This is a genomic window from Microbacterium sp. K24 (assembly GCF_004794465.1).
In the GTDB taxonomy this organism is placed as follows: Bacteria; Actinomycetota; Actinomycetes; order Actinomycetales; family Microbacteriaceae; genus Microbacterium.
The window spans coordinates 35,461-61,412 of sequence record NZ_SSDJ01000146.1 but is presented as its reverse complement, the minus strand read 5'-3'; the positions used below and the strand labels follow the sequence as shown (position 1 = coordinate 61,412).

At 68.8% G+C, this 25,952-nt stretch carries 26 protein-coding genes; 14 read left to right on the top strand and 12 right to left on the bottom strand.

Annotated elements, in window-relative coordinates; all coding sequences use genetic code 11:
- Positions 1-45: 45 nt before the first annotated feature.
- The 4 genes from DW306_RS18055 to DW306_RS18040 are packed head-to-tail and all read right to left on the bottom strand — an operon-like array spanning position 46 to position 2,310.
- Entirely contained in the window at positions 46-813 is a 768-nt protein-coding gene (locus tag DW306_RS18055; protein ID WP_136056972.1) for an ABC transporter permease, read from the bottom strand.
- Complete coding sequence (locus tag DW306_RS18050) at positions 810-1,583, bottom strand: ATP-binding cassette domain-containing protein (protein WP_136056971.1); 774 nt, start codon at positions 1,581-1,583, stop codon at positions 810-812. Before DW306_RS18050 ends, DW306_RS18055 begins: the two co-directional genes overlap by 4 nt.
- A 2-nt stretch (positions 1,584-1,585) precedes the next feature.
- Positions 1,586-1,951: a DUF1048 domain-containing protein gene (locus DW306_RS18045; RefSeq protein ID WP_136056970.1), complete on the bottom strand. Its 366-nt coding sequence runs from the start codon at positions 1,949-1,951 to the stop codon at positions 1,586-1,588.
- A gap of 2 nt (positions 1,952-1,953) precedes the next feature.
- Positions 1,954-2,310 (bottom strand): PadR family transcriptional regulator, encoded by a 357-nt coding sequence (locus DW306_RS18040; RefSeq protein WP_136056969.1) that lies wholly within the window; start codon positions 2,308-2,310, stop codon positions 1,954-1,956.
- Positions 2,311-2,513: 203 nt separating this feature from the next.
- Between DW306_RS18040 and DW306_RS18035 the strand changes: the two genes are divergently transcribed.
- Positions 2,514-5,225: a glycoside hydrolase family 97 catalytic domain-containing protein gene (locus DW306_RS18035; protein ID WP_168429374.1), complete on the top strand. Its 2,712-nt coding sequence runs from the start codon at positions 2,514-2,516 to the stop codon at positions 5,223-5,225.
- Between the two features lie 66 nt (positions 5,226-5,291).
- On the opposite strand, the gene DW306_RS18030 is transcribed toward DW306_RS18035, so the two are convergent.
- Positions 5,292-7,457, bottom strand: a complete 2,166-nt coding sequence (locus DW306_RS18030; protein ID WP_136056967.1) for an alpha-galactosidase — start codon at positions 7,455-7,457, stop codon at positions 5,292-5,294.
- Positions 7,458-7,523: 66 nt separating this feature from the next.
- Between DW306_RS18030 and DW306_RS18025 the strand changes: the two genes are divergently transcribed.
- Genes DW306_RS18025 through DW306_RS18000 form a run of 6 tightly spaced genes read left to right on the top strand, consistent with a single transcriptional unit; the run spans position 7,524 to position 15,198 of the window.
- Positions 7,524-9,959 carry a glycoside hydrolase family 97 catalytic domain-containing protein gene (locus DW306_RS18025; RefSeq protein WP_168429373.1) on the top strand — a complete coding sequence of 812 codons (2,436 nt, stop codon included), beginning with the start codon at positions 7,524-7,526 and terminating at the stop codon, positions 9,957-9,959.
- A gap of 43 nt (positions 9,960-10,002) precedes the next feature.
- Positions 10,003-11,262, top strand: coding sequence for a sugar ABC transporter substrate-binding protein (locus tag DW306_RS18020; protein ID WP_136056965.1), 1,260 nt, complete (start codon positions 10,003-10,005; stop codon positions 11,260-11,262).
- A complete protein-coding gene (locus DW306_RS18015) occupies positions 11,259-12,194 on the top strand; it encodes a sugar ABC transporter permease (protein ID WP_136056964.1) in 936 nt (311 codons plus the stop codon). Before DW306_RS18020 ends, DW306_RS18015 begins: the two co-directional genes overlap by 4 nt.
- On the top strand, positions 12,187-13,044 hold the full coding sequence (locus DW306_RS18010; RefSeq protein WP_136056963.1) for a carbohydrate ABC transporter permease: 858 nt from the start codon (positions 12,187-12,189) through the stop codon (positions 13,042-13,044). The genes DW306_RS18015 and DW306_RS18010 overlap by 8 nt, the downstream gene beginning before the upstream one ends.
- Before the next feature lie 4 nt (positions 13,045-13,048).
- Positions 13,049-14,200, top strand: a complete 1,152-nt coding sequence (locus tag DW306_RS18005) for an ROK family transcriptional regulator (protein ID WP_136056962.1) — start codon at positions 13,049-13,051, stop codon at positions 14,198-14,200.
- Positions 14,201-14,232: 32 nt separating this feature from the next.
- The gene (locus DW306_RS18000; protein WP_136056961.1) at positions 14,233-15,198 is read left to right on the top strand and encodes an acetylxylan esterase; all 966 of its coding nucleotides are present in this window, start codon (positions 14,233-14,235) and stop codon (positions 15,196-15,198) included.
- 10 nt (positions 15,199-15,208) lie between these two features.
- Here DW306_RS18000 and DW306_RS17995 read toward each other — a convergent pair whose 3' ends face one another.
- Positions 15,209-15,601 (bottom strand): VOC family protein, encoded by a 393-nt coding sequence (locus DW306_RS17995; RefSeq protein WP_136056960.1) that lies wholly within the window; start codon positions 15,599-15,601, stop codon positions 15,209-15,211.
- 88 nt (positions 15,602-15,689) lie between these two features.
- Here DW306_RS17995 and DW306_RS17990 point away from each other — a divergent pair, with 88 nt between their 5' ends.
- Both DW306_RS17990 and DW306_RS17985 read left to right on the top strand, forming a co-directional pair.
- Positions 15,690-16,190 (top strand): cytochrome C5, encoded by a 501-nt coding sequence (locus tag DW306_RS17990; RefSeq protein WP_136056959.1) that lies wholly within the window; start codon positions 15,690-15,692, stop codon positions 16,188-16,190.
- 39 nt (positions 16,191-16,229) lie between these two features.
- Positions 16,230-16,802 carry a dihydrofolate reductase family protein gene (locus tag DW306_RS17985; protein ID WP_136056958.1) on the top strand — a complete coding sequence of 191 codons (573 nt, stop codon included), beginning with the start codon at positions 16,230-16,232 and terminating at the stop codon, positions 16,800-16,802.
- A gap of 150 nt (positions 16,803-16,952) precedes the next feature.
- Here the strand turns inward: DW306_RS17985 and DW306_RS17980 are convergent, their stop codons facing one another.
- A complete protein-coding gene (locus DW306_RS17980; RefSeq protein ID WP_136056957.1) occupies positions 16,953-17,954 on the bottom strand; it encodes a magnesium and cobalt transport protein CorA in 1,002 nt (333 codons plus the stop codon).
- Positions 17,955-18,315: 361 nt separating this feature from the next.
- On the opposite strand from DW306_RS17980, the gene DW306_RS17975 reads away from it, so the two are divergent.
- A complete protein-coding gene (locus DW306_RS17975; protein WP_136056956.1) occupies positions 18,316-18,663 on the top strand; it encodes a hypothetical protein in 348 nt (115 codons plus the stop codon).
- A gap of 4 nt (positions 18,664-18,667) precedes the next feature.
- Here DW306_RS17975 and DW306_RS17970 read toward each other — a convergent pair whose 3' ends face one another.
- The 4 genes from DW306_RS17970 to DW306_RS17955 all read right to left on the bottom strand — a co-directional run bounded on the left by DW306_RS17970 (position 18,668) and on the right by DW306_RS17955 (position 21,750).
- Complete coding sequence (locus tag DW306_RS17970; RefSeq protein ID WP_136056955.1) at positions 18,668-19,462, bottom strand: SDR family oxidoreductase; 795 nt, start codon at positions 19,460-19,462, stop codon at positions 18,668-18,670.
- A 66-nt stretch (positions 19,463-19,528) separates the two neighbouring features.
- Positions 19,529-20,389 (bottom strand): SDR family NAD(P)-dependent oxidoreductase, encoded by an 861-nt coding sequence (locus DW306_RS17965; protein ID WP_136056954.1) that lies wholly within the window; start codon positions 20,387-20,389, stop codon positions 19,529-19,531.
- The gene (locus DW306_RS17960; protein WP_136056953.1) at positions 20,386-21,222 is read right to left on the bottom strand and encodes a hypothetical protein; all 837 of its coding nucleotides are present in this window, start codon (positions 21,220-21,222) and stop codon (positions 20,386-20,388) included. Before DW306_RS17960 ends, DW306_RS17965 begins: the two co-directional genes overlap by 4 nt.
- Positions 21,223-21,234: 12 nt before the next feature.
- Entirely contained in the window at positions 21,235-21,750 is a 516-nt protein-coding gene (locus DW306_RS17955) for a gluconokinase (protein WP_136056952.1), read from the bottom strand.
- A gap of 112 nt (positions 21,751-21,862) precedes the next feature.
- Between DW306_RS17955 and DW306_RS17950 the strand changes: the two genes are divergently transcribed.
- Entirely contained in the window at positions 21,863-22,378 is a 516-nt protein-coding gene (locus DW306_RS17950) for a hypothetical protein (protein WP_136056951.1), read from the top strand.
- On the opposite strand, the gene DW306_RS17945 is transcribed toward DW306_RS17950, so the two are convergent.
- On the bottom strand, positions 22,359-22,826 hold the full coding sequence (locus DW306_RS17945) for an anthrone oxygenase family protein (RefSeq protein ID WP_136056950.1): 468 nt from the start codon (positions 22,824-22,826) through the stop codon (positions 22,359-22,361). The two genes, DW306_RS17950 and DW306_RS17945, sit on opposite strands and share 20 nt — an antisense overlap.
- A gap of 81 nt (positions 22,827-22,907) precedes the next feature.
- Here DW306_RS17945 and DW306_RS17940 point away from each other — a divergent pair, with 81 nt between their 5' ends.
- From DW306_RS17940 to DW306_RS17930, 3 genes are all read left to right on the top strand, one after another.
- The gene (locus DW306_RS17940; RefSeq protein WP_136056949.1) at positions 22,908-23,849 is read left to right on the top strand and encodes an AraC family transcriptional regulator; all 942 of its coding nucleotides are present in this window, start codon (positions 22,908-22,910) and stop codon (positions 23,847-23,849) included.
- A gap of 100 nt (positions 23,850-23,949) precedes the next feature.
- Positions 23,950-24,828, top strand: coding sequence for an alpha/beta hydrolase (locus DW306_RS17935; RefSeq protein ID WP_136056948.1), 879 nt, complete (start codon positions 23,950-23,952; stop codon positions 24,826-24,828).
- A complete protein-coding gene (locus tag DW306_RS17930; RefSeq protein ID WP_136056947.1) occupies positions 24,825-25,922 on the top strand; it encodes a M20 family metallopeptidase in 1,098 nt (365 codons plus the stop codon). The genes DW306_RS17935 and DW306_RS17930 overlap by 4 nt, the downstream gene beginning before the upstream one ends.
- The last annotated feature ends 30 nt before the right edge of the window (positions 25,923-25,952 follow it).

The following is a 25,952-nucleotide window of genomic DNA, read 5'->3' as shown; positions in this document are numbered from 1 at the left end:
CGGGGTATGAACCCCGGACGGAGCGTCCCGTCCCGCTCGAAGAGATCAACGGACCTTCTTCCGGTAGGAGATGATCGCGAACACGTAGGCGACCGCGAGGATGCCGACGCACCAGGCGAGAGCGACCCAGATGTCGTCGCCGACCGGCTTCTCGGCGAACAGCGCCTGGATGGTGTTGACGATCGAGGTGACCGGCTGGTTGTCGGCGAACCACTGCACCGGACCGGGCATCGTGTCGGTGGGCACGAAGGCCGAGCTGATGAACGGCAGGAAGATCAGCGGGTACGAGAAGGCGCTCGCGCCGTCGACCGTCTTGGCGTTCAGGCCGGCGATGATGGCCAGCCAGGTGAGCGCCAGCGTGAACAGCATCAGGATGCCGATCACGGCGAGCCATGCCCCGACGCTCGCCCCGGTGCGGAAGCCCATGAGGAATCCGACGCCGAAGATGATCGCGAGGGTGATGGCGTTGGCGGTGAGCGAGGTCAGCACGTGGGCCCACAGCACGCTCGATCGGGCGATCGGCATGGAGTGGAACCGCTCGAAGATGCCGCTCTGCATGTCGGTGAACAGCCGGAACGCCGTGTAGGCGATGCCGGATGCGATGGCGATGAGCAGGATGCCGGGGAGCAGGTAGTTCACGTAGTTCTCGGCGCCGGTGCTCTGGCGGAGCGCGCCGCCGAAGACGTAGACGAACAGCAGCATCAGGGCGATCGGGGTGACCGCGGTCGTGATGATCGTGTCGGGACTGCGGAAGATGTGCCGCATGGAGCGGCCGGTGAGCGTCGCCGTGTCGGCGGCGAAGTGCGTGGTCATGCTGCGTTCTCCTTCGTGGATGACGGACCGATGAGGGTGAGGAAGATCTCCTCGAGGGTGGGCTGCTTCTCGACGTACTCGACCTTGGCGGCCGGGAGCAGCTTCTTCAGTTCGGCGAGGGTGCCGTCGGCGATGATGCGGCCCTCGTGGAGGATCGCGATGCGGTCGGCCAGCTGCTCCGCCTCGTCGAGGTACTGCGTGGTGAGCAGCACGGTGGTGCCGGTGTTCGCGAGCTCCTTGATGACGTCCCACACCTCGATGCGGGCTTCGGGGTCGAGACCCGTGGTCGGCTCGTCGAGGTAGATGACCTCGGGGTGTCCGACGAGGCTCATCGCGATGTCGAGCCGGCGGCGCATGCCGCCGGAGTAGGTGCCGACCTTGCGGGCGCCGGCATCCGTCAGACGGAACGTCGCCAGCAGGTCGTCGGCGACCTTCCCCGCGTTCGGCAGGTGCCGCAGCTTCGCGACGAGCACGAGATTCTCGCGGCCGGTGAGGATCTCGTCGACCGCGGCGAACTGCCCGGTGAGGCTGATCTTCTCGCGGACTCCGAGGGGATCGGTGGTGACATCGACGCCCTGCACGGTCGCCGTTCCGGCATCCGCCTTCAGCAGGGTGGAGAGGATGCGCACCACGGTGGTCTTGCCGGCGCCGTTCGAACCGAGGAGGGCGAAGATGCTTCCCCGCTCCACCTCGAAGTCGACGCCGCGCAGGACATGCAGGTCCTTGAAGGACTTCTGCAAGCCCTTCACGCTGATGGCTGCGTTCGACATGATCAGTTCTCCTTCTTCTTGGCGTCGTCGACCGCCTTGACGAGGCGGGCGCGCTCCTTGTCGACCCACTGGGTGCCGCCGTACGCCTCGGCGTAGGTCTCGGCGAATTCGACGGGGTCGTCGCCGATGATGGCGTCGATCGGGGTGCCGTCGATCGCCGCGCGCTCCCACAGATCGGCGAGATCGAGGAAGATCTGCACGAGGGTGTCGCCGTCGGTGATACCGCCGTAGTACATGGTGTAGCGGTGCTGCGCGTTCGCGACGGCTCGGTACGGCTCGGGGAGAGCCTCGATACGGGCCTTCGCCTGCTTGTACTGCTTCTTCTGCTCGAGCGATCCGGTGAGGACTTCGATCCACTTCGCGACCATGGTCAGTTCTCCTTGTTTTCGTTGTTCGTGTCGGTGTTGTTCGTGTTCAGCTGTTCGATGTGCTTCTTGAGGAAGCTCCAGGTGTTCCAGAAGTCCTCGAGTTCCTGCGTGCCCGCGGCGTTGAGGCTGTACACCTTTCGCGGCGGGCCCTTCTCGCTCGGGACCTTCTCGACGTCGACGAGGTTCTTCTGCTCGATCCGCACCAGCAGTGCGTAGATCGTGCCCTCGGCGATGTCGGTGAACCCGTGGTCGCGCACTCGCGCGGTGATCTCGTACCCGTACGCCGGCTGCTCGGCCAGGAGGGCGAGAACGATGCCCTCCAGAGTGCCCTTGAGCATCTCGGTCATCTGCTTGCCCATCAGGTCCTCCTCTCTCTTGTCTCGGTACTCAGTGTTGCTGGGTACCGGTACAAAGTAACACTGAGTACCGGTACTTAGCAACACCGAATACTGAAATTCTTCGGAGCGGGGCGATCGGGATCTTCCGATTTCCTTGACGGCGTAACTTAACCTTGGAAAGATAATGCCGCCGCCGCGACGACGCGGGGGCGGAAGGAGTCATGATGGCTGCAATCAGACGCTTGTCGTTGGCCACGGTGGCCGCAATCGTCCTATCCGGAGGTCTGGTGCTCGCCTCGCCGGCGGAGGCGGTGACCGACCACACCGTGACGTCGCCCGACGGCGGCACCACTCTCACCGTTCGGAACGAGAACGACGGAACCCTCACCTACACCGTGGTACAGGGGTCCACCACGGTGATCGCCTCCTCGAAGATGGGAGTCGTCACGGCCGCCGCAGACCTGTCGACGTCGCTCGCCTTCGATTCGGAGACCACGACACCGATCACGCAGAACTACACGCTCGTCGAGCACTTCGACGGGCCGGTGTCGTCCAGCGCCAACCAGATGACACTGCGCTACCACCGAGGCAGCGCACAGCTTGCTGTCGTGGTGCAGGCGCACGACGACGGCGTGGCGTTCCGCTACGAGGTGTCGGGGGTCGGTGCGACGACCATCACACGCGAGGCGACGACGTTCGCGCTCCCGGTCGACACCGGTCTGTGGGCGAGCGACTACCGGTCCGCGAAGGACTACGAGGACGCCTACCCGTACGTCTCCGCCGCCTCGATGGGAACGCGGCATTTCTCGATGCCGACGCTCGCGAGCATCGCGAACAACGCGAAGTGGGCCCTGATCTCCGAGGCCGCCGTCTACGTCGACCCGACGTATCCCGCGGTCAGGCTCGACGCTCAAGGCAACGGCAACCGCACGCTGAAGGTTCAGCTCCCCGGACCCGACACCGACGTCTTCAACACCTCTACCGCGTCGACGCAGGTCGCCACGAGTGGATCCTTCGTGACGCCGTGGCGTGCGATCGCCGTGAGCTCGTCGCTCGACGACATCGTCAACACCAGCCTGATCACCGACCTCAACCCGGCGCCCGCCGCCGGCACCGACACGTCATGGATCCGGCCGGGCAAGGCGCTGTGGTCGTGGTGGTCCAACGAGGAGAAGGCATCGGAGGGCGACGACATGGTGCGGTCCCAGAAGGAGTACATCGACATCGCCGAGCAGCTGAACATGCAGTACGTCACGGTGGACTGCTGCTACAACGACACGGACGGCTCCATCGAGCAGCTCGTGGCGTACGGGAAGAAGCGCGACATCGGCGTCTTCATCTGGAAGAACAAGGGCGACTATGTCAACACCGATGGCAGCTACTTCTCCCAGTCGCAACTGGACACCGCGATGCAGACGATCGCGAACCGCGGCGTCGCGGGGGTGAAGATCGACTTCATGCAGTCCGACCGTCTCGACACGATCGCGCTGTACGACCGCATCGCGAAGGCGGCGATGAAGGCGAAGGTGCTCGTCAACTTCCACGGCAGCACGAAGCCCGCGGGTGAGAACCGCACGTATCCGAACATCATCACGACGGAAGCGATCCTGGGAAACGAGCAGTACAAGTACGGGCGGCCTCCGACGGCGGTCGACAGCGCGACATACCCGTTCACCCGGAACGCGATCGGCGGGATGGACATGACCCCGGTCATCTTCTCGAACCCGAATCTGCTGACCACGCATGCGCACCAGTTGGCCCAGAGTGTGCTGTTCAGTTCGTCGATGCAGCACTTCGCGGACTCGGCCGCGGCGTACGAGACCTGGGTCGGTCGTCACCTGCTCAGTCGAGTGCCGACCGTCTGGGACGAGAGCAGGCTGGTCGAGGGCTTCCCCGACGACTTCGCGACCATCGCGCGGCGATCGGGCTCGGAGTGGTACATCGGCTCGGTGTCGGATGCGGCGCGCACGACCAGCATCCCGCTGACGTTCCTGGGCGCCGGCACCTACACGGCGACGCTCTTCAAGGACGGCGCGAACGATCGACAGATCGTGACGCAGACGCTCTCGGTGACCTCCGCCTCCACCCTCTCGGTTCCGATCCGTGCGCACGGCGGGCTCACCGTGCACATCAGTGCGACGCCTCTCGCCTTCGACGGCACGAGCGATCGTGTGCTCGAAGCCGAGGCGAGCGGTAACACGCTGGCGGGCGGGGCGAGTGTCGCGGCGTGCCCGGGCTGCTCCGGCGGCTCGAAGGTCGGCAGCCTCGGGAACGGCGCCACGGTGCGCTTCAACGGTGTGCAGGCTCCGGTCGCGGGGGCGTACGTGCTTCGCGTCGGGTACCTGGCCGAGGATCCGCGGTCGTTCACGGTGTCGGTCAACGGCGGCGCCGCGCAGACGGTGTCGCCGCCGCGATCGGGGAAGGGCAATGCGGGCAACCCGAGCGGGTGGGACATCGTGCGCGATGTCGAGGTCCCGGTGACTCTGGCGGCGGGGGCGAACACGATCACGATCGGCGGCACCAGCTATGCGCCGGACATCGACCGGATCATCGTGCTCCGCTCCTACGAGGCGGAATCGTCGAGCAACACGCGAACGGGAACGGCCGCGGTCGCGACGTGCTCGGGGACTGAATGCTCGGGATCGAAGGTCTCGGGTCTCTCGGGCTCCTCGACCCTGGTGTTCAACGGCATCCAGGCGCAGCAGGCCGGATCCACCACGGTCCAGATCCGCTATACCGCGGCGACGGCGCGAACCGTGCAGATCAAGGTCAATGGCGGTACTCCGATCACGGTCTCGTTCCCCGTGACGGCGAACGCGAACGACGTCAGCACGCAGACCGTGCACCTGCCGTTGGCCGCGGGTGCCAACACTCTCACGTTCGATGCCGCCGGCGGCAGCGGTCCGGACATCGACCGGATCATCGTCCGGCAATAGGGGAAGCAGGGACGGAGAAGCCGGGGGTCGCGATAACGCGGCCCCCGGCTTCTTCGCGTCGGACGCCTATCCGACTGCCGTGAGGTGCAGCAGCATCGCGTGGCCGGGGTTCAGGAGAGGCAGGGGGATGCCCTCGGCGAGGACCGCGCCGGTGCAGACGAGATCGTCGTCGCAGCGCAGCCACGCGGGGTCGGCCACCTCGTGACGGCTCACGGTACCGAGCTCGTCTCGCACCCGCACCCGATACGAGGACGTCGGGTCGAGACCAGGGATCGGCACCCGCGCCGTGCTCGCCGTGGCGCTCGTCTGCACGCGTACCCAGGCGAAGACGGCTTCGCCGCCGTCGGGACGCACGATGCCGTGCAGCAGCGCGCCGCGATCGACGTCGTCTCCGCGTACCGTGACACCCGAGTGCAGCAGTCCGCGGAGCTCCCGGTAGAGCGCCGCCCACGCTGCGATCGCGGTGCGTTCCTCCGTTTTCGTCGCGGCGAGGTCCCACTCGAGTCCGGCGTGCCCGAAGAGGGCGGTGACGGCACGGAACGAGAAGTCGGCGTGACGGTGCGTGGTGTGCGACTCGGTCGGGCCGATGTGCGCTCCGATGAGCTCGGGCGGAAGCAGGGTCTGCGTCCAGCGCTGGATCTGCTGTCGCTCGATCGGGTCGTTGCAGTCCGAGGCCCAGACGCGATCCGTGCGCGCCAGCACGCCGAGGTCGGCGCGCGCGCCGCCGCTGGCACACGATTCGATCTCCAGAAGCGGATGCCGTCGCCGAAGCTCGTCCAGAAGCCGGTAGAAGCCGAGGGTGTGCGCGTGCACGCGCCGCGCACCCCCTGCGCCGATGGCCGCATGCAGGTCGCGGTTGTGGTCCCACTTCACGAAGTCCACGCCGTTCTCGGAGATGACCCGGTCGAGCCGGTCGAGCAGGTGGGCGACGACGTCGTCGCGGGACAGATCCAGGACGAACTGGTGCCGCCACTCGAGCGACGGCGACTCGCGGAGCAGCCATTCCGGATGCTGTCGCGCGAGGTCGGAGTCGGGATTGACCATCTCGGGTTCGAACCACAGTCCGAACTGCATGCCCAGCGCATGCACCCGGTCCGACAGGGGCTTCAGGCCGTCGGGCCACACGTCGGCGTCGACGTGCCAGTCGCCGAGGCCGGCGTGATCATCGCGCCGTCCGTGGAACCAGCCGTCATCGAGCACGAACCGTTCCACCCCGAGCTCGGCGGCCGTGGTGGCGAGCCGGGTGAGTGTCTCGAGGTCGTGGTCGAAGTAGACGGCCTCCCATGTGTTCAGCAGCAGCGGCCGCGGCGTCCGCGGGTGACTGGGCCGGGAACGGATCGATGCGTGCAGCCGCGCCGTGATCCCGTCGATCCCTTGATCGCTCCAGGTGAAGACGACCTCCGGCGAGGCGTAGGTCTCGCCGGGCTGGAGCCGGATCTCGGCGGCATCCACGAGCTCTCCGCCGCCGATGATCGCGCGATGCACTCCCGCGCCCTCCGGAAGGCGCTCGACGAGCATCTCCTGGTTGCCGCTCCAGGCGACATGCGCGGCCCAGATCTCGCCGCTGCGGAAGCGGAAGCCCTCGGTGCCGGCGAGCGTGAGGTACGAGGAGTCGTGCCCGGGCCGCCCGCGCCGCGATGAACGCAGCCATGTGCCGTCCTGGATAGGCATCCGCTGCGGCCGGTGCTCGTGCGTCCAGCGGCCGGTGAAGTCCATGACCTCCACGGCCCGGCCCGGCAGCGGCAGGAGGGTGCGCACGGCGGCCACGTCGAGACGACGGTCGACGCTGGTGTTGTCGACGACCACGGAGGCGTGCAGGACGCCGGCGTCGTCGAGCCGGTAGGAGAAGGTCGAGCGGGCGAGGGAGTCGGCGTCCGCCAGGACGAAACGGGCCTGCGATTCCCCCGCGGTGCTCTCGACGAGAGAGAAGCCCTCGACAGGGCGCTCGTCGTACTGCGCCTCGATGGCCGGGGTTCCCGACCAGCCGTGGGCTCGTCCGGCGGCGATCGAGAACGACCGGGGGATGTCGAACGAGCTGTTCAGCAGGGCGGGGCTCGACGTCGCCAGGAGGCCGGGGATGTCCGCGTCGCTCAGTGCCGCGCCCCAGTGGGCGATGCTCGGCGCGCCGAACGAGTCGACCGTGAACAGGAGGCTCACGCCGCCGTTGCGCAGGTGCACGGTGGACGCTTCGCCGACTTTCTGAGCATCGTGAAGTTTAATACTTGACGTCATGAATTAATGATGCGTATTCTCGTCGAAGACCGCAACCCGAATCTGATCGACAATGGAGTCCCTGCTGTGACATCTGCTGCTTCCCAGACCGCTGTGGACGTCGTCCGCGGCGATCGCCGTGCTCTTCTCACCGTCGCGACGGGGCGCCCTGCCCTCGCGTGGGAGATCGCGGGAGAGCGGCTCGCGACCGTCGCGCTCGGCATCGACGCCGACGGAGACGACCTGGGCTCTGCCGCGGAGATCGTCGCGATCGACGAGCGGATCGTGCATGAGGAGTGGATCGCCGCGTTCGGCAAGGCGAGCGGCATGCGACGCGCCACGCACCACGAAGCCACCGTCGCGCTGCGCACCGGGCTGCGCGAATGGGCCGTCATCATCCGGATCGCCGACGACGGCTTCGCGTTCCGGTACCGCCTCCCGTCCGACGCCCAGGTGCTGGGTGCCGAGCACACCCGCATCCAGGTGGGGCCGCAGGCGCGGGCCTGGGTCCTCGAGTACCAGACCTGGTACGAGACGCCCCGCTTCGGCTCCGACCTCAGCGCCCTCGCGCCGGCCGACTATGGCTTCCCGCTGCTCCTCGAGGTGGCATCCGGCCGCTTCGTGCTGCTCTCGGAATCGGACATCGACGGTCGCAGCTCCGGTGCGCACACCGCGTTCGATGGCGAGGACTTCGCGATCGTGCCCGCCGACCGGGAGGTCGCCGTCGCCGGCGGGCACCTGACCCCCTGGCGGGTCGCGATCGCGGGGACGACGGCGGAGATCGTCGCGTCGACGCTCGTCGACGAACTCGCCCCCGCCGCGGCACCGGATGCCGTCGCCGCCCGCCCCGGTCGCGCCGCGTGGTCGTGGTGGTCGAGCCAGTACTCGGGGGCGTACCTCGACGTGCAGAAGCGCTTCACCGACTTCGCGGCCGAGCAGGGTTGGGAGCATGTGCTCGTCGACTGCGGATGGGACCCGGCCTGGGTGCCGGAGCTCGTGTCGTACGCCAGCGCTCGCGGCATCCAGGTGCACCTGTGGAGCTCATGGAGCGACCTCGACGGAGAGGAGAGCCTGCGTAAGCTCGCCCTCTGGCGCTCCTGGGGAGTGGCCGGCATCAAGGTCGACTTCATGGAGTCGGAGGCGCAGGAGAGGTACCGCTGGTACGACGCGATCATCGCCGAGTCAGCCCGGGTCGGACTCGCCGTGAACTTCCACGGTTCGGTGATCCCGCGCGGCTGGGCTCGCACCCACCCGCACGTGGTCAGCTACGAGGGTATCCGCGGTGCGGAGTACTACGTCTTCTACGGGCATCCCCTCACCGCGGCCCACAACGTCATCCAGCCGTTCACGCGGAACGTCGTCGGCTCGATGGACTACACGCCCGTGACCTTCAGCGCACCGGAACGCGAGACGAGCGATGCGCACGAGCTGGCGCTCGGGGCGGTGTACGAGAGCGGCATCACGCACTTCGCCGACGATCCCGACCAGTACCGGGCCCGCCCGCTCGCCGCGCGCTTCCTCGCCGAGGTGGCAGCCACCTGGGACGAGGTGCGTCTGCTCGACGGACACCCCGACACGCACGCGACGGTCGCCCGACGCCACGGCGACCGCTGGTTCATCGGCTGCATCGGCGCCCAGGAGACCCCGACGCGAGTCTCCTTCGATCCGCACGCGCTGCTGGGTGCGCCGGCAGACGTCTGGACCGTCCGCGACGGTGATGACGGACTCGTCGCCGACACCGTCCACGGCATCGGCGGACCGGTCGAGGTGACGCTGGCTCCGCGCGGCGGCTTCGTCGCGATCGTCACGCCCGCCGGGACTGCCCTGCACCGCGCAGCGCCTCGGCCCGTGGTGCCCGTGCCGACGCACGACGCCGGACTCGTGGTCCTCCGCGGCGAGCGCGTCCTGATCGAGACGGATGCCGACGGCATCCGCGTTCCGGTCGGATGGACGGCGGCTCGCGAGAACGAGAGCCGATGGAGCGTGGCGCCGACGGAGGTGCCCGCGCCGGGCGCGCTCGCCGTGGTGACCCTGGAGAAGTCCGGCCAGGACGGCGTCCCCGCCGTGTCCCATGTCCGCATCGTCGTCCCCCTCGTCGCCGGGCCGCACGACGTCTCAGCCCTTCCCTTCGTCGCCGCACGGAACGCCGTCGGACCGGTCGAGCGCGGGCTGGCCAACGGCGGCGGCGACCCCCGCGACGGCGCGGCCCTCACGGTGCGCGGCGAGGTCTTCGCCGACGGACTCGGCGTCTCGCAGGATTCGTCGGTCGTCGTGGCGATCCCCGGCAGCATGCGCCGCCTCACCGGGACGGTCGCGGTCGACGACGAGACGCCGACGGCCGACGCCACCGCGGAGATCGTCATCGACGGCGTCGTCGCGGCGACCATCGCCGTCGCGGGCGGCGACGCCCCGACCCCGTTCGATATCGACGTCACCGGCGCCGATTCGCTGGAACTCCGCACCTCGCCCGGTGCGGCGGAGGAGACGCACGTCGACTGGCTCACGCTGCGACTCGCTGAATGACGACCTGGCAGAGACGCCAGGCTGACCTAGAGGAGAAGAACACATGCGCAGATCGACCACAGTTCCCGGTGTGGCAGCTCTCGCCGCCATCGCCCTGCTCGCCGGATGCTCCTCCGGTGCCGGAAACGGAGAGGAGGCCGGCGGCGGAGACGTGACCCTGACCTACGGCGTCTGGAGCCAGGACGAGACGATGCAGGCCCTCATCGATGCGTTCGAGGAGGAGAACCCCGGCATCACGGTCGACCTGCAGGTCAACCCGTGGAACGACTTCTGGACCAAGCTGCAGGTCGGCGCCCAGGGCGGCACCGCCCCGGACGCGTTCTGGATGCTCGGCGACCGGTTCCAGGTGTACGCGGCGAACGACCAGCTGCTCCCGCTCGGCGACGCGATCGACGAGGCGGGTATCGACCTGGGCGTCTACCCTGAGGCGCTGGTCGACCTCTTCACGCTGAACGACGAGCTCTACGGGCTTCCGAAGGACTTCGACACGGTGGGGCTCTGGTACAACAAGGAGCTGTTCGACGCTGCGGGCGTCGGGTACCCGACGGCGGACTGGACCTGGGACGATGTCTCGACGGCCGCGGCTCAGCTCACGGACCCCGCGGCGGGCGTCTACGGCATCGCCGCTCCGCTGAACCGCCAGGAGGGCTTCTACAACACCGTCGCACAGGCCGGCGGCCACATCATCGAAGACGGTGCATCCGGCTACGACGACCCGAAGACGCAGGAGGGCATCCAGTTCTGGACCGACCTCGTCGCGGACGGCTCGTCACCCACGCTCGAGCAGTTCGCCGACACCGAGGCCGTCGCCCAGTTCGAGAACGGCACCGTGGCCATGTACTACGGCGGCTCGTTCTACGCGCAGCGCTTCTACGACAACGCCGATCTGCGCGCGAAGATCGACGTCACCGTGCTCCCGCAGGGCGCGGAGCGCGCCACTGTCATCAACGGCATCCAGAACGTGGGCTTCGCGGGCACCAAGCACCCCGAAGAGCTGAAGAAGTTCCTGCTGTTCCTCGGCGGGAAGGAAGCCGCCGAGATCCAGGCGGCGACGGGCGCCGTGATCCCCGCGTACGAAGGCACGCAGCAGGCGTGGGTCGACGCGATGCCCGAGTTCAATCTGCAGGCGTTCATCGACGAGGTCCCCTACGGTGTCGTCTACCCGGTGTCCGCGGACACGGCGGCGTGGAACACGCTGGAGGACGAGTACCTCCCGGCGGCATGGAGCGGCGCGGAGAGCGTGCAGGATGCTGCCGACAAGCTGGCCGGCGCCATGAACGACGCCCTCGCGAAGGAAGAATGAGCACTCTCACGATCGGGCGGAGCGCTGCCGAGCGCTCCGCCCGCACCCGCAGGTCTCGCGGCCGGTTCCGGCAGAACGCACCGGGACTGGCCTTCATCGCGCCCGGTCTGATCGGACTGCTCGCGCTGTACATCATCCCGCTGCTGACGACGGTCTACCTGAGCTTCACCAAGACCAAGCCGTTCGGCGGCGAGACCTTCACCGGCATCGACAACTACGCGAAGCTCGTCGCCGACCCGCAGTTCTGGGCCGCACTCGGCAACAGCGCCGTCTACACGGCCATCGTGCTGATCGGCATTCCGATCAGCATCGTCATCGCCACGCTGATCCACGCGGTGCGCCGCGGCAAGAACATCTACCGCGTGCTGTTCTTCCTGCCGATCGTGACGCTCCCCGTGGCGGTGGGCATGGTGTGGCGGTACATCTTCAACGGGGAGTTCGGTCTCCTCAATCAGGCGCTCGGAGTGATCGGCATCGACGGCCCGAGCTGGGTCGCAGACCCGAGCGTCGCGATCTTCGCCGTGGCCATCGTCGGCATCTGGATGAGCCTCGGAACCAGCATCATCATCCTCGGCGCGGGGCTTCAGGGCGTGCCGCCGGAGCTGCTCGAGGCGTCGTCGCTCGACGGCGCAGGTCCCGTCCGGCAGTTCTTCGCGGTCACCCTGCCGTTGCTGTCGCCCAGCATCTTCTTCGTCACGGTGCTCTCGGTGATCTCCTCCCTGCAGATGTTCGACCTGATCTACGTGATGCTCGTGCGCGGCTCTCAGGCCGAGACGGCATCCCAGACCATCGTCTACTTCTTCTTCCAGCAGACCTTCCTGCGGTTCGACCGCGGGTACGGCGCGGCCATCGCGATCGTGCTGCTGCTCGTCATCATGCTCGTCACGGCCCTGCAGTTCCGGCTGCAGCGGAAGGCGGTGTTCTATGGCTGAGACCGCCGTTCTCCCCGCGCGCGCGCCTCGGCGGCGACGCCGGTCGCAGTGGCCGCTCCATGTGATCCTGATCGCATGCGCCGCACTGATGGTCCTCCCCTTCGTCTGGCAGCTGCTGACCGCGTTCAAGACGGTGGCGGAGTCGCGGGCGGTGCCGCCCGTCCTGTTCCCGAGCGTCCTCGACTTCGGGGCGTTCGAGCGATTCTTCGCGACGGTCCCGTTCGGGAGCATGCTGGGCGTCTCCGTCCTCTCGCTGCTGCTGCGGGTGGCGGGCCAGCTCGTCGTCTGCACGCTCGCGGCGTACGGCTTCGCCCGCTTCCGCTTCCCCGGCAGAGACGCGCTGTTCCTCCTCTTCCTGGTGATGCTGATGGCGCCGAGTCAGCTGTTCCTGATCGCGCAGTTCGATCTGATGAAGGCGCTCGGGCTGCTGAACACGGTGCCCGCGATCGCCATACCGGGAATCTTCTCGGCATTCGGCACGTTCCTGCTGCGGCAGGCGTTCCTCGCGCTCCCCGCCGACTACGAGGAGGCAGCACGTCTCGACGGCGCGAACGCGTTCCAGGTGTTCTGGCGGGTCATGCTGCCGATGGTCGGTCCGACCGTCGCCGCCCTGGCCGTGCTCACGTCCCTCTATTCGTGGAACGATCTGCTCTGGCCGCTCATCGTCACCTCGTCGCCCGAGACGATGACCCTTCCCGTCGGTCTCGCCAACCTCCAGGGACAGTACGGCACCGATTACCCCACGTTGATGGCAGGATCGTTCATCGCATCCCTTCCTCTCGTCGTGATCTTCATCGCCCTGCAGCGTCAGTTCTTCGCAGGCATCGCATCCAGTGGTCTGAAAGGCTGACTCTGTGAATCGCATACCGGTCACCTCACCCGCCTCGGTGGCGGTCTTCCGTCGCATCCTCACCCATGGGCCGCTCGGACGTGTGGACATCTCCCGGGCCACCGGTCTGTCGCAGGCGGCCGTGACGAAGGCCGTCACACCGCTCATCGGCGCGGGATTCGTCGTCGAGACCGACGAGCGCTCCACTCCCTCCATCGGCCGCCCGGTGAGTCCTCTGGCGGTGGCGCGCGATCGCGCCCACATCATCGGAGTGAAAGTCACCGCGGAACGCACCTATGGTGTGCTCACCGACCTCGGTGCGACGGTGCTCGCGCGCACCGACGAGCTCAACGCCTCCGCCGCGGTCGACGATGTGGTCCGCGCGGTCGGGCTGGTCGTCGAGACGCTCCGTGCTGCGTCGACGACCACGGTCGACGGGATCGGCATCGCCGTCTCGGGCGACGTGGACCGCGAGTCCGGCATCGTCCGCGACTCGCCCCTGCTCGGATGGCGGGGCGTGCCGCTGGCGAGCATTCTCGAGGAGGCCCTCGGCATCCCCACGATCCTCGAGAACGACGTGCGCGCCCTCACGACGACCGAGGTGTTCTTCGGCTCGGGGCGCGACGCCGACTCGTTCGCCGTTGTCACCATCGGCACAGGCATCGGCTGCGGGCTCTACCTGAACGGCAAGATCGTGCAGGGTACGCACGGCGTATCCGGTGAGATCGGCCACCTGCCGCTCGCGCCGAGCGATGCGCTGTGCAGCTGCGGGCGACGCGGGTGCGTGGAGGCCGTGGCATCCACCGCAGCCATCCTGAACGACGTCCGAGCGGGCCACGACGACCCATCGCTGACGATCGAGGACGCGTTCACGCTCGCGCACGCCGACGACCCGATCGCCCGGGCAGCCTTCGAGCAGGCGGGCGGCGTGATCGGCGCCGCGCTCGCCGCGCTGGTCAACCTCACCGGCCCCGAGCTGGTCGTCATCGCCGGCGAGAACGTCACCGAGTACGGACTCTACGAGGAACGGCTGCGCGAGACCTTCGCCGAGCACGCCTTCGGCGCCGCGAGCGATTGCACCATCGTGCTGCGGCCTCACGTCTTCGACGACTGGGCGCGCGGCGCCGCCGCCTGTGTGATCGAGGTCATCGCGAGCGGCATCGCCGCGCACGGGTGAGTCCGGGCGCGCCGATCCGCTAGCCTGACGCCGTGGCTCTCACCGATCTCCCCCTCGACCAGCTCCGCTCCTTCCGGCCCGACGTGGCCGAGCCCGCGGATTTCGACGACTTCTGGGCGCACACCCTCACCGAATCGCGTGCTCTCGCGACCGCCCCGACCGTCGAGCCCGTCGGCACACCGATCACGCAGCTGATCATCGAGGATCTGACCTTCAGCGGCTTCGGCGGCGAGTCGATCCGCGCATGGATCACCCGCCCCCGCGTCGACGGCCCGCTGCCGACCGTCGTCGAGTACATCGGGTACGGCGGCGGTCGCGGCCTGCCGGGCGAACGGCTCCAGTGGGCGGCCGCGGGGTACGTGCACGTGCTGATGGACACCCGCGGTCAGGGCGCCGGCTGGGGATCGGGCGGAGACACCCCGGATCCGCACGGCTCCGACGGCGCGACGCCGGGTTTCATGACCCGCGGCATCCGCGCTCCGGAGACCTACTACTACCGCCGTGTCTTCACCGACGCCGTCCTGCTGATCGACGCCGTCAGCCGGTTGGATGCCGTCGACGGCGACCGGATCAGCGTGACCGGCGGCAGTCAGGGAGGCGGGATCAGCCTGGCGGCCGCGGCCCTCCATCCGCGCGTCTCGGCCGTGATGCCCGACGTTCCGTTCCTGTGCCACTTCCGCCGGTCGGTGCAGCTCACCCCCGACAACCCGTTCGTCGAGATCGGGCGCTATCTGTCGGTGCATCGCGGGGCCGTCGACGAGGTGTTCGAGACGCTGTCGTACTTCGACGGCGTGAACTTCGCTCGGCGGATCACGGCTCCCGTGCTGTTCTCCGTGGCGCTGATGGACCCCATCGTGCTGCCGTCGAGCGTCTTCGCGGCGTTCAATCATTGCGCGTCGACGGATGCCGACATCGCGGTGTACGAGTTCAACGGGCACGAGGGCGGACAGGCCGTGCAGTGGCTGCGCCAGACCGAATGGCTGGCCGCGCGGGTCTAGCCGGCCGGACTCAGCCCGCGAGTACGGCGAGCACGTTGCCGGCGGGATCCTTGAACCAGGCGATGTCCGGGCCCTTGCCGGGTGCGCCGTGCGAGATGCCCTTCGCATCGGTGCCGAGGTCGGGATCCGAGTAGATCTTCGTCACGACGCCCTTGGCGTTGAGCTCGTCGACCGCGGCCTCCACGTCTTCGACCGGGAAGTTCAGGATCGTGAAGCTCGCCGGGGTGTGGTCGGGCTTGGAGTAGACGAGGATCGAGCCGCCCTGCGGCAGCGAGATCTCGAGGAAGCCCATGGCGTTGTCCGAGACGTCCATGCCGAGCGTGTCGCCGTAGAAGGAGCGGGCCTCGTCGATCGAGTCGACGCTGAATCCGCTGAACGCGTGTGTGGTCTGGAATGCGGTCATGCCCTCAGCATGCGCTCGTGCGGGCGGCCTGTCCAGAGTCTGCCGGTGCAAGCCCCCGAGACGCCGTCGGATGCGAAAGACTGGTGTCATGACTTCCGCTCTGCTCGACACTCTCCTCGCTCGCATCGTCGACAGCGGCCTGATCGATGAACCCGTCGCCGAGAACGGACTGATCTACGGGCGCGCGAGCATCGACGCCGCCGGCACCGTGGTGACGGTCAACGTCGACCCCGAGCTCGAAGACGATGACGACACGATCGATGAGGACGCGCTCCTCGCCGCGATCACCCGCATCCTCTCGATCGGCGAGTCCCGCTGGCGGGCCGTCATCGACGAGGTCGCCGACGACATCGACGAGGCGGTCGACGACGAGCCCGTGGTCGAGCAGATCGACCTGCGCGACGACCTGGAGGCCACGTCGGTCGTCGTGTTCGCGGATGCCGTGCTCCTCGCCTTCGACGCCCCGAAGCAGTTCCCCGACTCCCGCATCCTGGTGCAGCTCGACGACGAGCTCGAGGTCGCCAACATCGAGGTCAGGGATCGGGACGCCCTCGATGTCGATTCCGGGGATTCCCGTTCGACGTCCTGATGAGAGGGTCGAACGGCGACCCCGATCAGGAGGAAGACCATGACCCGCGAACTCGTCTACACCGGATTCATCACTGCCGACGGCATCGTCGACTCTCCCGGCGGCGCATCCGAAGGACACCCGAACGGTGGATGGGTGTTCCGCACGCCGTTCGACGCCGGTGCCTACTCCCTCAAGGGCGAGGAGCTGGCCGACACCACGGCGCTGCTGTTCGGTCGCCGCAGCTACGAAGCCTTCGCGCCGTTCTGGCGGGAGTCGAAGGACCACGCCGCCTACCGCGACCTGCCGAAGTACGTCGTCTCCACCACCATCACCGATGATGACCTTTTCGACGGCTGGGGCGAGACCCGCATCCTGCGCTCGACCGATGAGGTCGCGGCGCTGCGCGACGGTGACGGCGGCGGCATCTTCATCCACGGCAGTGCGGAGCTCGCCCGGCGCCTCGCCGAGGCCGACCTCATCGACCGGTACAACCTGCTGGTGTTCCCGGTGTTCCTGGGCTCCGGGAAGACGATCTTCCCGTCGGCGCAGCGCGACCAGAAGCTGTCCCTGCGGGAGTCTGCGGCCTATGCCAACGGGGTCGTGAAAGTCGTCTACGACGTGAACCACTGATCGGATGCCGCCCGGCCCGTCGGCATCCGGCATCCGGCATCCGGCGGTAGGCGGTACACCTGCAGGACGACACGCCAGATGTCGGACCGAATGTCCCTTCTGGTCCGACATCTGGCGTGTCGCCCGACATCTGTACCGGCCGTACCCGGTTCAGAGCCACTTCTTGTACTTGAACACCCCGTACAGCGCCACAGCGAACGCGGCCATCGCGCCGATCGCCATCGGGTAGCCGAAGGCCCAGTGCAGTTCGGGCATGACCTCGAAGTTCATGCCGTACACCGTGCCGACGAGCGTCGGGGCGAAGATGATCGCCGCCCACGAGGAGATCTTCTTGATCTCGTCGTTCTGCGCCAGTCCGGCATCCGTCTGGCGGCGCGCGACGAGCGCGGAGTGCACGGTCAGCGCGTTCTCGAGGATCGCGCGGAACGAGTCGACCCGCTCGTTCACCCGGATCACGTGGTCGAGCACGTCGCGCAGCGACCGCTGCAACTCCTCGTCGATGCGGTACTTCTGCGATCCGCGACGCAGCCACTCCAGCATCCCGGCGAGCGGATGCACCGCCCGCTGGAAGTTGATGACCTCGCGCGAGAGCTCGTAGATGCGGCGTGAGAGCGCGTCGTCGTCGCTGTCGCCGAAGAGCTGGTCCTCGATCTCGTCGATGTCGTTCAGCAGTCCGGCGACGATCGGCTCGTAGCCGTCGACGACCTCGTCGAGGATCGCGTAGAGCACGGCCTCGGGTCCCATCGCCAGCAGGTCGGGGTTCGCCTCCATCCGCCGCCGCACGGCAGCGAGGTCGGGCGACTCGGCGTGCCGGATCGTCACCACGAAGTCGGGGCCGACGAACAGGTGCAGCTCGCCGAACTCGATCGACTCCTCCTTGTCGCGGTACCGCGCGGGGCGCAGCACGGCGAAGAGCGTGTCGCCGTACCGCTCCACCTTCGAGCGCTGGTGACCCGACAGGGCGTCTTCGACCGCGAGCGGATGCAGGTCGAACTCGCGCGCGACCGACGTGAGCTCCTCGGGACTCGGACGGTACAGGCCGATCCAGGCGGTGCCGCCCGCGGCATCCATCATCCGGTAGGTCTCGTCCAGGTTCTTCGGGGTCTCCACGCGACGTCCGTGGACGTACACGCCGTTGTCGATGAGCGCCATGATGCGCATCCGTTCTCGCAGGCGCACGCCGCAGTCAGCGGGTGCGCAGATCAGTCAGGGGCGGATGACGCCGCCGACGCTGCGGAAGGACGTGCGGGAACGCGGAGCGGATGCTCAACGCGAAAGCGCAGGGAGTCGCGACGCAGCGGTGGCGGCGTCGTAACTATCACCGGACATCGCCATCACCGCCTTTCGGACTCTCGGGGGCCACACGACCCGAGGGGCCATGTTACTCCTCGAAACCGGAGCGGTCACGCAGAGGCCCTACGGATGCTGGATCAGAAATGCATCGCGCGGGGGCCGCCGCGCGGTATTTTCGATCCAGCATCGGCTCGCCGGGCGTCGCGCTACTCTGACGAGCGTGAGCAGCCCAGGGATCGCGGACTTCCTCGCTCGGCTGTCGGCGCGAGATCAGGCGGCGGCGTGGCTGGCCGGCGAGCTGCTCGAGGCCGGATGGTCGGTGCGCCGGCTCGACGGCCCGCTGCAGATGGACGTCTGGCAGCTCCTGCTCGACCGCGGAGCGTGCAGCGTCCGCTTCGGAATGGAGCGAGGGCGCTCGGATGGCGTGCACGTCGCGGATCGCGCGGACGGCTTCAGACCGCTCGCCGAAGCGATGGCGGGCAGCGCGCAGGGCGGTACGTTGCTGGCGGAGGACCCGACCGCCGTCTTCCACTGGTTGACCCAGCAGTCGGAAGGCGCGGCTCCCTGAGCGGCTACGGAACGATCGAGTCGATGTATCCGCCGTCGACGCGCACCGCGGCGCCGGTCGTCGCCGAGGCCAGCGGGGAGGACAGGTACGCGACCATGTTCGCGATCTCCTCGGGCTCGATGAGCCGCTGCAGCAGCGACTGCGGTCGGTGCAGCTTCATGAACTCGCGTTGCGCCTCGTCCCACGGCAGCGACCTGTCGACCAGCTCGTAGACGAAGTCCTCGACGCCGCCGGTGTGGGTGGGGCCGGCGAGCACGGAGTTGACCGTGACGCCTGTGCCGGCGGCATCCTTCGCGAACCCGCGCGAGACCGCGAGCAGCGCGGTCTTCGACATGCCGTAGTGGATCATCTCGGCCGGGATCACGACCGCCGAGTCGCTGGCGATGTTGAGCACCCGGCCCCAGCGGCGCTCCTTCATACCGGGCAGCGTCGCGCGGATCAGCCGCACGGCGGCGAGGACGTTCACGTCGAAGTAGCGCCGCCACTCGTCGTCGGTGATGTCGAGTGCGGGGGTCGCGCCGAAGATGCCGAGGTTGTTGACCAGGATGTCGATGTCGCCGGTGGCCGCGAGCACGGCATCCGCACCGGCCGCATCGGTCACGTCGCCGGCAGCCGCGACCAGGTCGCGTTCGGCCCGCTCGCCCTGCAGCTCGGAGACGACGGATGCCACGGTGTCGGGCTTTCGTCCGTTGACGGCGACGCGTGCCCCGGCATCCGCGAGCGCCGTGGCGATCGCCCGCCCGATACCCTGCGTCGAACCCGTGACGAGAGCGGTCCTGCCGGTGAGGTCGATCTGCATGGTGTTCCCTCCGTGGTGGATGCTGACCGCTGGTGCAGCCGCGGACGCCGCGCGTTCATGCCCGATTCAGGCGTCGACCCCGACGAGCTCGGCGCTCTTCTGCCAGAGCGCCTCGGCGAGGGCTTCATCCTCGACCTGGGGGTTCACGCGCGTCGTCAGCACACGCTCGTCGTAGTACGCCCCGGACTGCCAGGTCTCGTCAGGCGTGCCCTCGATGAACCACCGCAGCGTCTCGCCGCCCTTGTCGGAGCTGATGGTCACGAGGCGCCGCAGCGGTGTGCGGTAGATCAGACGCATGACGCTCGACGACCCCGCCGCGAAGTTCGTGCCGACGACTCCGGGGTGGAAGGCCACGGCACTCAGGCCGAGACCGTGGAACTTCGCGTGCAGACTCTTCGTGAACAGCACGTTCGCGAGCTTCGCGTCGCCATATGCCTTGTTCGCGCTGTACTTGCGGCGATTGTCGAGGTCGTCGACGTCGATGTGCCCGAAGAGCCGGTGGCCGACGCTGGAGGTGTTGATGACCGCGGCTTCCGCCGCGAGCAGCTGCGGGAGCAGCAGGTTCGTCAGCAGGAACGGCGCGAGGTGATTCACCTGGATCGTCTTCTCGAAGCCGTCGACGGTCGGGGTCTGATCTCCGAAGATGCCGCCCGCGTTGTTCGCCAGCACGTCGATGCCGTCATCTCCGACCGCGTCGGCGAGCTTCGCGGCGAGCTCGCGCACGTCGTCGAGCCGGGCGAAGTCGGCCGTGAAGAACTCGGCACCCGCCTCCTTCGCGACGGCCGCGGTCTTCTCCGGCGATCGCCCGACGAGGATCAGACGATTGCCGGATGCCGCGAGCTGGCGGGCGGCAGCGGCGCCGATCCCGTCGGAGGCGCCGGTGATGACGATCGTCTGGCGACGACCGGTCGTGCTCTCGGGGGTCACGCGCCCTCGCGCTGCGGCGGGGCGGGGCGCAGCGGGTCGGCGATCGGCATGCGCTCGGGTTCCGGCATCCGCTCGGGCTCCGGTGCTGGTGCGGGCTCTGGTGCGGGCGCCGCCGAGATCTCGCGGGCGACCTGCTTCTCGAGCGCGGTCACCGCGTCGTCGGAGAGCAGGATGAGCCCGTCGAGCTCTTCGCGCACCCGCTTGTACGCGACGTTCCGCTCGGCCTGGGTGGCCGACTCGTCGACCGCGACCTTGAGCAGCTGCTGCGCGCGTTCGAGGCGCTTGCGCTCCGGCTCGGTGAAGGTCGAGTCTCGCAGGCGCCGGGCGTCCTTCTCGGCGATCTCGAAGGCGACGGCGTAGTCGCCGACGGCCTGCAGGTACTCGGCGACCTGGTGCTCGCTGACCTTGGCCTCGGCGGATGCCGGGCGCAGAGCATCCGCCGTCTTCTTCGCCCGCAGGAACGCGGCCGTCAGCGGCTGGCGGCCGTCGCTCATCGCCGGGAACGCGATGAGCTTCGCGACATCGAGTTCGTAGTCCAGCCAGCGCGCGGTGATCTCGTCGTGCTCGGAGAACAGGCGCACGAGCAGATCGTCCGGAGCGACGGAGGCTCGCGTGTCGACGATCGACGGCCCGCGGCGCTTCATCTGCTGGTTCAGTGCCCGCGCCTCGATCTCGGCGGTCTTCAGCTGCGCCTTGACCTTCAGGGTCTCGAGGCGGCGCTCATGCCGGCGCCTCGAGTTGCGCTCCCACGCCTTTGCGGCACCACCGGCCATCCCCATGATGGGGAAGATGAGCCACCAGAAGTTGCCCGCCCACTGCCAGAACTCTTGCATGATGGGATCAGCCTACTTCTCGGAACCCTCCGGCTCACCTGGCAGCAGTGCGACGATGCGGTCCACGAGCGCGTCCGGTGCAGCATCCACGATCACGGTGATGCCCCGCTCGTCGGGCTCGAGGGGTTCGAGCGTCGCGATCTGCGACCGCAGCAGCGCCGGCGGCATGAAGTGGCCCTCGCGCGCCTCGGCCTGTGCGGCCACCCGCGCCGGCGCGGCGGCGAGGTGCACGAACAGCGTCTCGGGTGCGGTCGCGCGCAGCCGATCGCGGTAGATGCGCCGCAGCGCCGAGCAGGCGACGACGACGCCGGGCTCGGCGAGGAGGGCCGCGCCGACGAGGTCGAGCCAGGGCCAGCGGTCGGCATCGACGAGCGGGATGCCGGCGCTCATCTTCGCGACGTTCGCCGGGCTGTGCAGGTCGTCGGCGTCGATAAAGGCCGCGCCGCGCCGGCGTGCGAGCTCCTGGCCGATGGTCGTCTTGCCGACACCGCTGACCCCCATCACGACGATCGGACGGTCGGTGGTCATCGGATGCTCCTCGGATGCTGCGCGTCAGCGGCCCCGCGCGACGGATGGTCCCTCTTATCGAACCACGAACGGAGCGGTGCTCGTCGCGGCGACGGGTTGGTACGGTCGGAGGATGATCCCCGCCGTCGTGCTGAAGATCGTCCTTCTCGCGGTGGCGCTGGTGGTCGTGGTGGTCCTCGTGCGCTCGCTGTTCGTGAGGCCGAGCCAGGCGAAGGCCCGGGATACGCGCATCCGCCTGCCCCGGTACGTCGCGTATGCCGCGGCAGCCCTGCTGGCGCTCGGCCTGCTCGCCGGAATGCTGGGCTTCGGCAGCGGCGACATGCGCGACCCGGTGCCGTTCCGCATTGCATCGGTCGTGCTGGTGGCCGTGGGCCTGGTCGTAGTGCTGGCCTATCGCAACTGGTACGTCGCGCCCGGTGCGGAGGCGGTCGCTTTCCGGACGATGCTCGGCGCGGAGCGGGTGATCCGCTATCGCGACATCGTGTCGCACCGCACGAGCGGCAGGGGGAGGCGGCGGATGCTGGTCGTGAAGGCCGCGGACGGCACCAGGCTCCGCGTGAACACCTCGGCCCACGACCTGGCGCCGCTGCTCGCTGCGGCCGAGGCGTTCACCCCGCGACCGCGGTGAGGAAGGCTGCAGAGCTCGCGCCGGCCGCGATCCAGCGCACGTGGTTCCACCGGCGCCACCCGGTCAGGTAGCGGCGCCAGGCGGACTCGGCCTGCGGGGCATCGCGGTCGATCGCCGCGAGGGCGTTGTTGCGCGGCACGTGCGCGGCGATCGTGACGCCGATGACGCCGACCAGATACAGGGCGGCACCGATCACGACACGCGGGTCGCCGAATCCCGCGATGCCGACCGCTGCCGTGAGCGCCGCGGTGCCGAACAGCAGGCTCATGAAGGCGGGCCGCACGGCCGTGATGTTGATCGACTGCATCGCGGCGATGCCGTCGCGGGATGCCTGTCGCGCGAGCGCCGGCATCACGAACGAGGAGAACGCGAAGAACACCCCGCTCACCACGGCGGTGGCGACGACGGCGATGAGGAATCCGGCGGCGACGAGATCTGTGAGTGTCATGCGTCCAGTGAAGCGCGCCCGCACGAGACGAGGAATGGCCAGAACCAGCGTGAGCATACGCGATCGTCTAGATTGTCGACCATGGACAGCATGACCGCCCTCCTCGACCGTTCCCGCGCCGCCGGGGCCTTCATCCTGCGCTCGGTGCTGTCGCCGCCGTGGGCCATGCGCATCGAGGATGACGCGCCCCTCACTCTTCTGGTGCTCACCCAGGGACGGGCATGGATCGTGCCCGACGACGGCGACCCGGTCGAGGTCGCCCCCGGCGACATGGCGCTGCTGCGCGGGCCCGGCCACCGCTACACCGTCGCCGACGACCCGGCCAGTCCGATCGATGTGGTGATCGACCCGGCGCAGAATCCCACCCTCCGCCCCGGCGTCGACTGGCACTACCTGACGGAGGTCGGGGTGCGCACCTGGGGGAACGATCCCGAAGGCGCGACCGAGATGCTGACGGGCACCTATCAGGTGCGCGGCGAGGTGAGCGACACGCTGCTCGGGATGCTGCCGCCGGTGGCGCTGGTGCGCGCGGACGGGGGAAGCGCCGCGCTCGTGCGGGTGCTCTCCGATGAGATCTCCCGCGATCTGCCCGGACAGGAGGTCGTGCTCGACCGGTTGCTCGACCTGCTGCTGATCGGCGCGATCCGCTCGTGGTTCGCCGATCCGGAACATCAGAACGGATGGTCCCGCGCCCAGGCCGACCCGGTCGTCGGGCCGGCGCTGCGCCTCCTCCAGGCAGACCCGGCACGCCCCTGGACCCTCGCCGCCCTGGCCGCGGCCGTGAACGTCTCGCGTGCGACCTTCGCGCGACGTTTCGCCGAGCTCGTGGGACAGCCGCCGATGGCGTACCTCACCGAATGGCGGCTGAAGACGGCAGCCGACCTGCTGCGCGACCCGGGCCGAACGCTCGCATCGATCGCGGACGCCGTCGGCTACAGCACGCCGTTCGCGCTCAGCGCCGCGTTCCGCCGCGAGCGGGGAGAGAGCCCGCGCGACTACCGCGCCAGGGTCGCGGGGGCCTGAGCGCCGGCATCCGCTGCTCGGGATGCCGCCCCTATCCCCGATCGATGGTCATTGCTATAGTCAACGTGATTGACTTGCTGACTGGATCGAGAGTTGGACGATGATGACCACACCCCGCACGCCGGTCTCCGTGGACTGCGACGGCGTCGAGATCTCGGCCGAGGTGCGCGGATCGGGAAGTCCCGTGCTGCTGCTGCACGGCTACCCCGAGACCAAGGCCATGTGGAACGACGTCGCCGCGGCGCTGGCGGTCGATCACACCGTCGTGGCCGCCGACCTGCGCGGGTACGGCGACTCCGCGAAGCCGCGGGGCCCGCACTACGCCAAGCGCGAGATGGCCCGCGACCAGGTGGCCCTCATGCGCGAACTCGGCCATACGCGCTTCGCCGTCGTCGGGCACGATCGCGGAGGCCGCGTCGCGCACCGCATGGCGCTGGACCATCCGGATGCCGTCACCGCACTGGCCGTTCTCGACATCGTGCCGACCCTGCACATGTTCGAGAACGTCGACCGGGCCATGGCGACGGCGTACTTCCACTGGTTCTTCCTCGCGCGAGACGACGGGATGCCGGAGGCGCTGATCGGCGCCGACCGTGAGACCTGGCTGCGCAGCCGCTTCACCGGCCGACGGCACGACGGAGACCGGCTGCCCGACGCCTATGACGAGTACCTCCGCTGCTTCGACCTCGACACCGTGTTCGCCTCCGGGGCCGACTACCGCGCTGCAGCGACGGTCGACCTCGAGCACGATCGGGAGGACCGGGCGGCCGGAGGCACGGTCGCCTGCCCGACCCTCGCCCTGTGGGGCGCTCACAGTTATGTCGGTCGCCACTTCGACGTGCTCGCGACCTGGGAGACGTACGCTCCCGGGGTCGCCGGTGCGTCGATCGAAGCCGACCACTATCTGGCCGAAGAAGCGCCGGATGCCACCGCGGCCGCGCTGCGTGCGTTCCTCGCCGCCGCGGAGGTGCGCGCGTGACCCCGCGGGAGGAGGCCGCCCAGCGCCTCGCCGAACTGGTCTCCCTCGAGACGCCCACGGGTGATGTCGCGGGTCTTCGGGCTGCGCAGGAGCTCGTGCGCTCGTGGCTCGACCCGGTCGTCGGCGAGGCGGGGATCATCGAGACCGTCGACGGCGTCGAGCACCTGCGCTGGTCAGGCGGCGAGGCCCCCGCGGTGCTGCTGATCGGCCACCTCGACACGGTCTTCCCGAAGGGCACGATCGTCGACCGCCCGTTCCGCATCGACGGCGACCGCGCGACGGGCCCCGGTGTCTTCGACATGAAGGCCGGCATCGTGATCATGGCTGCGGCCCTCGCGCGGATCGCCCGGCCGGGTGCGGTCGCGGTGCTGCTGACGAGCGACGAGGAGATCGGCTCCCTGACGTCGCGCGCGCTCATCGAGCGAGAGGCGCGGCGCGCCGGCGCCGTGCTGGTGCTCGAGCCGAGCCTCGACGGCGCCCTCAAGATCGCCCGTCGCGGCGGCAGCATCTACCGCATCGCCTTCACCGGACGGGCTGCGCACGCCGGGCTCGAACCATGGAAGGGCCGGAGTGCTCTGGCCGAGCTCGCCCATCACGTGCTCGCGCTGCCCGAACTCGCGGACGACGACGCGGGTACGACGGTGAGTCCGACGGTCGCTCAGGCGGGGACCGTGACCAACGTCATCCCCGAGCACGCGGAGGTGCGCGTCGACGTGCGCGCGTGGACGCTCGGCGAACTCGAACGCGTGGATGCCGCGATGCAGCGCCTCGGCGCGCACACCGACGGGGTGACCGTCGACGTCACCGGCGGCATCAACCGCCCGCCGATGGAGGAGAGCGTCTCGGCCGAGCTGCTCGACTGCGCGCGTCGCGTGGCCGCGCGCCTTCGGCATCCGGAGATCGAGGCGGTCTCTGCGGGCGGAGCATCCGACGGCAACTTCACCGCCGCCGTCGGAGCCCGCACGCTCGACGGACTGGGCCCGCGCGGTGCCGGGGCGCACGCCGACCACGAGTGGGTGTCGATGGACTCGATGATGGAGCGGATCGAGCTGCTCACCGGCATGCTCGACGAGCTCACGGCCGGATCGGCCTGATTGCGGAGGATATCTGCGTTCGGGAGGTCG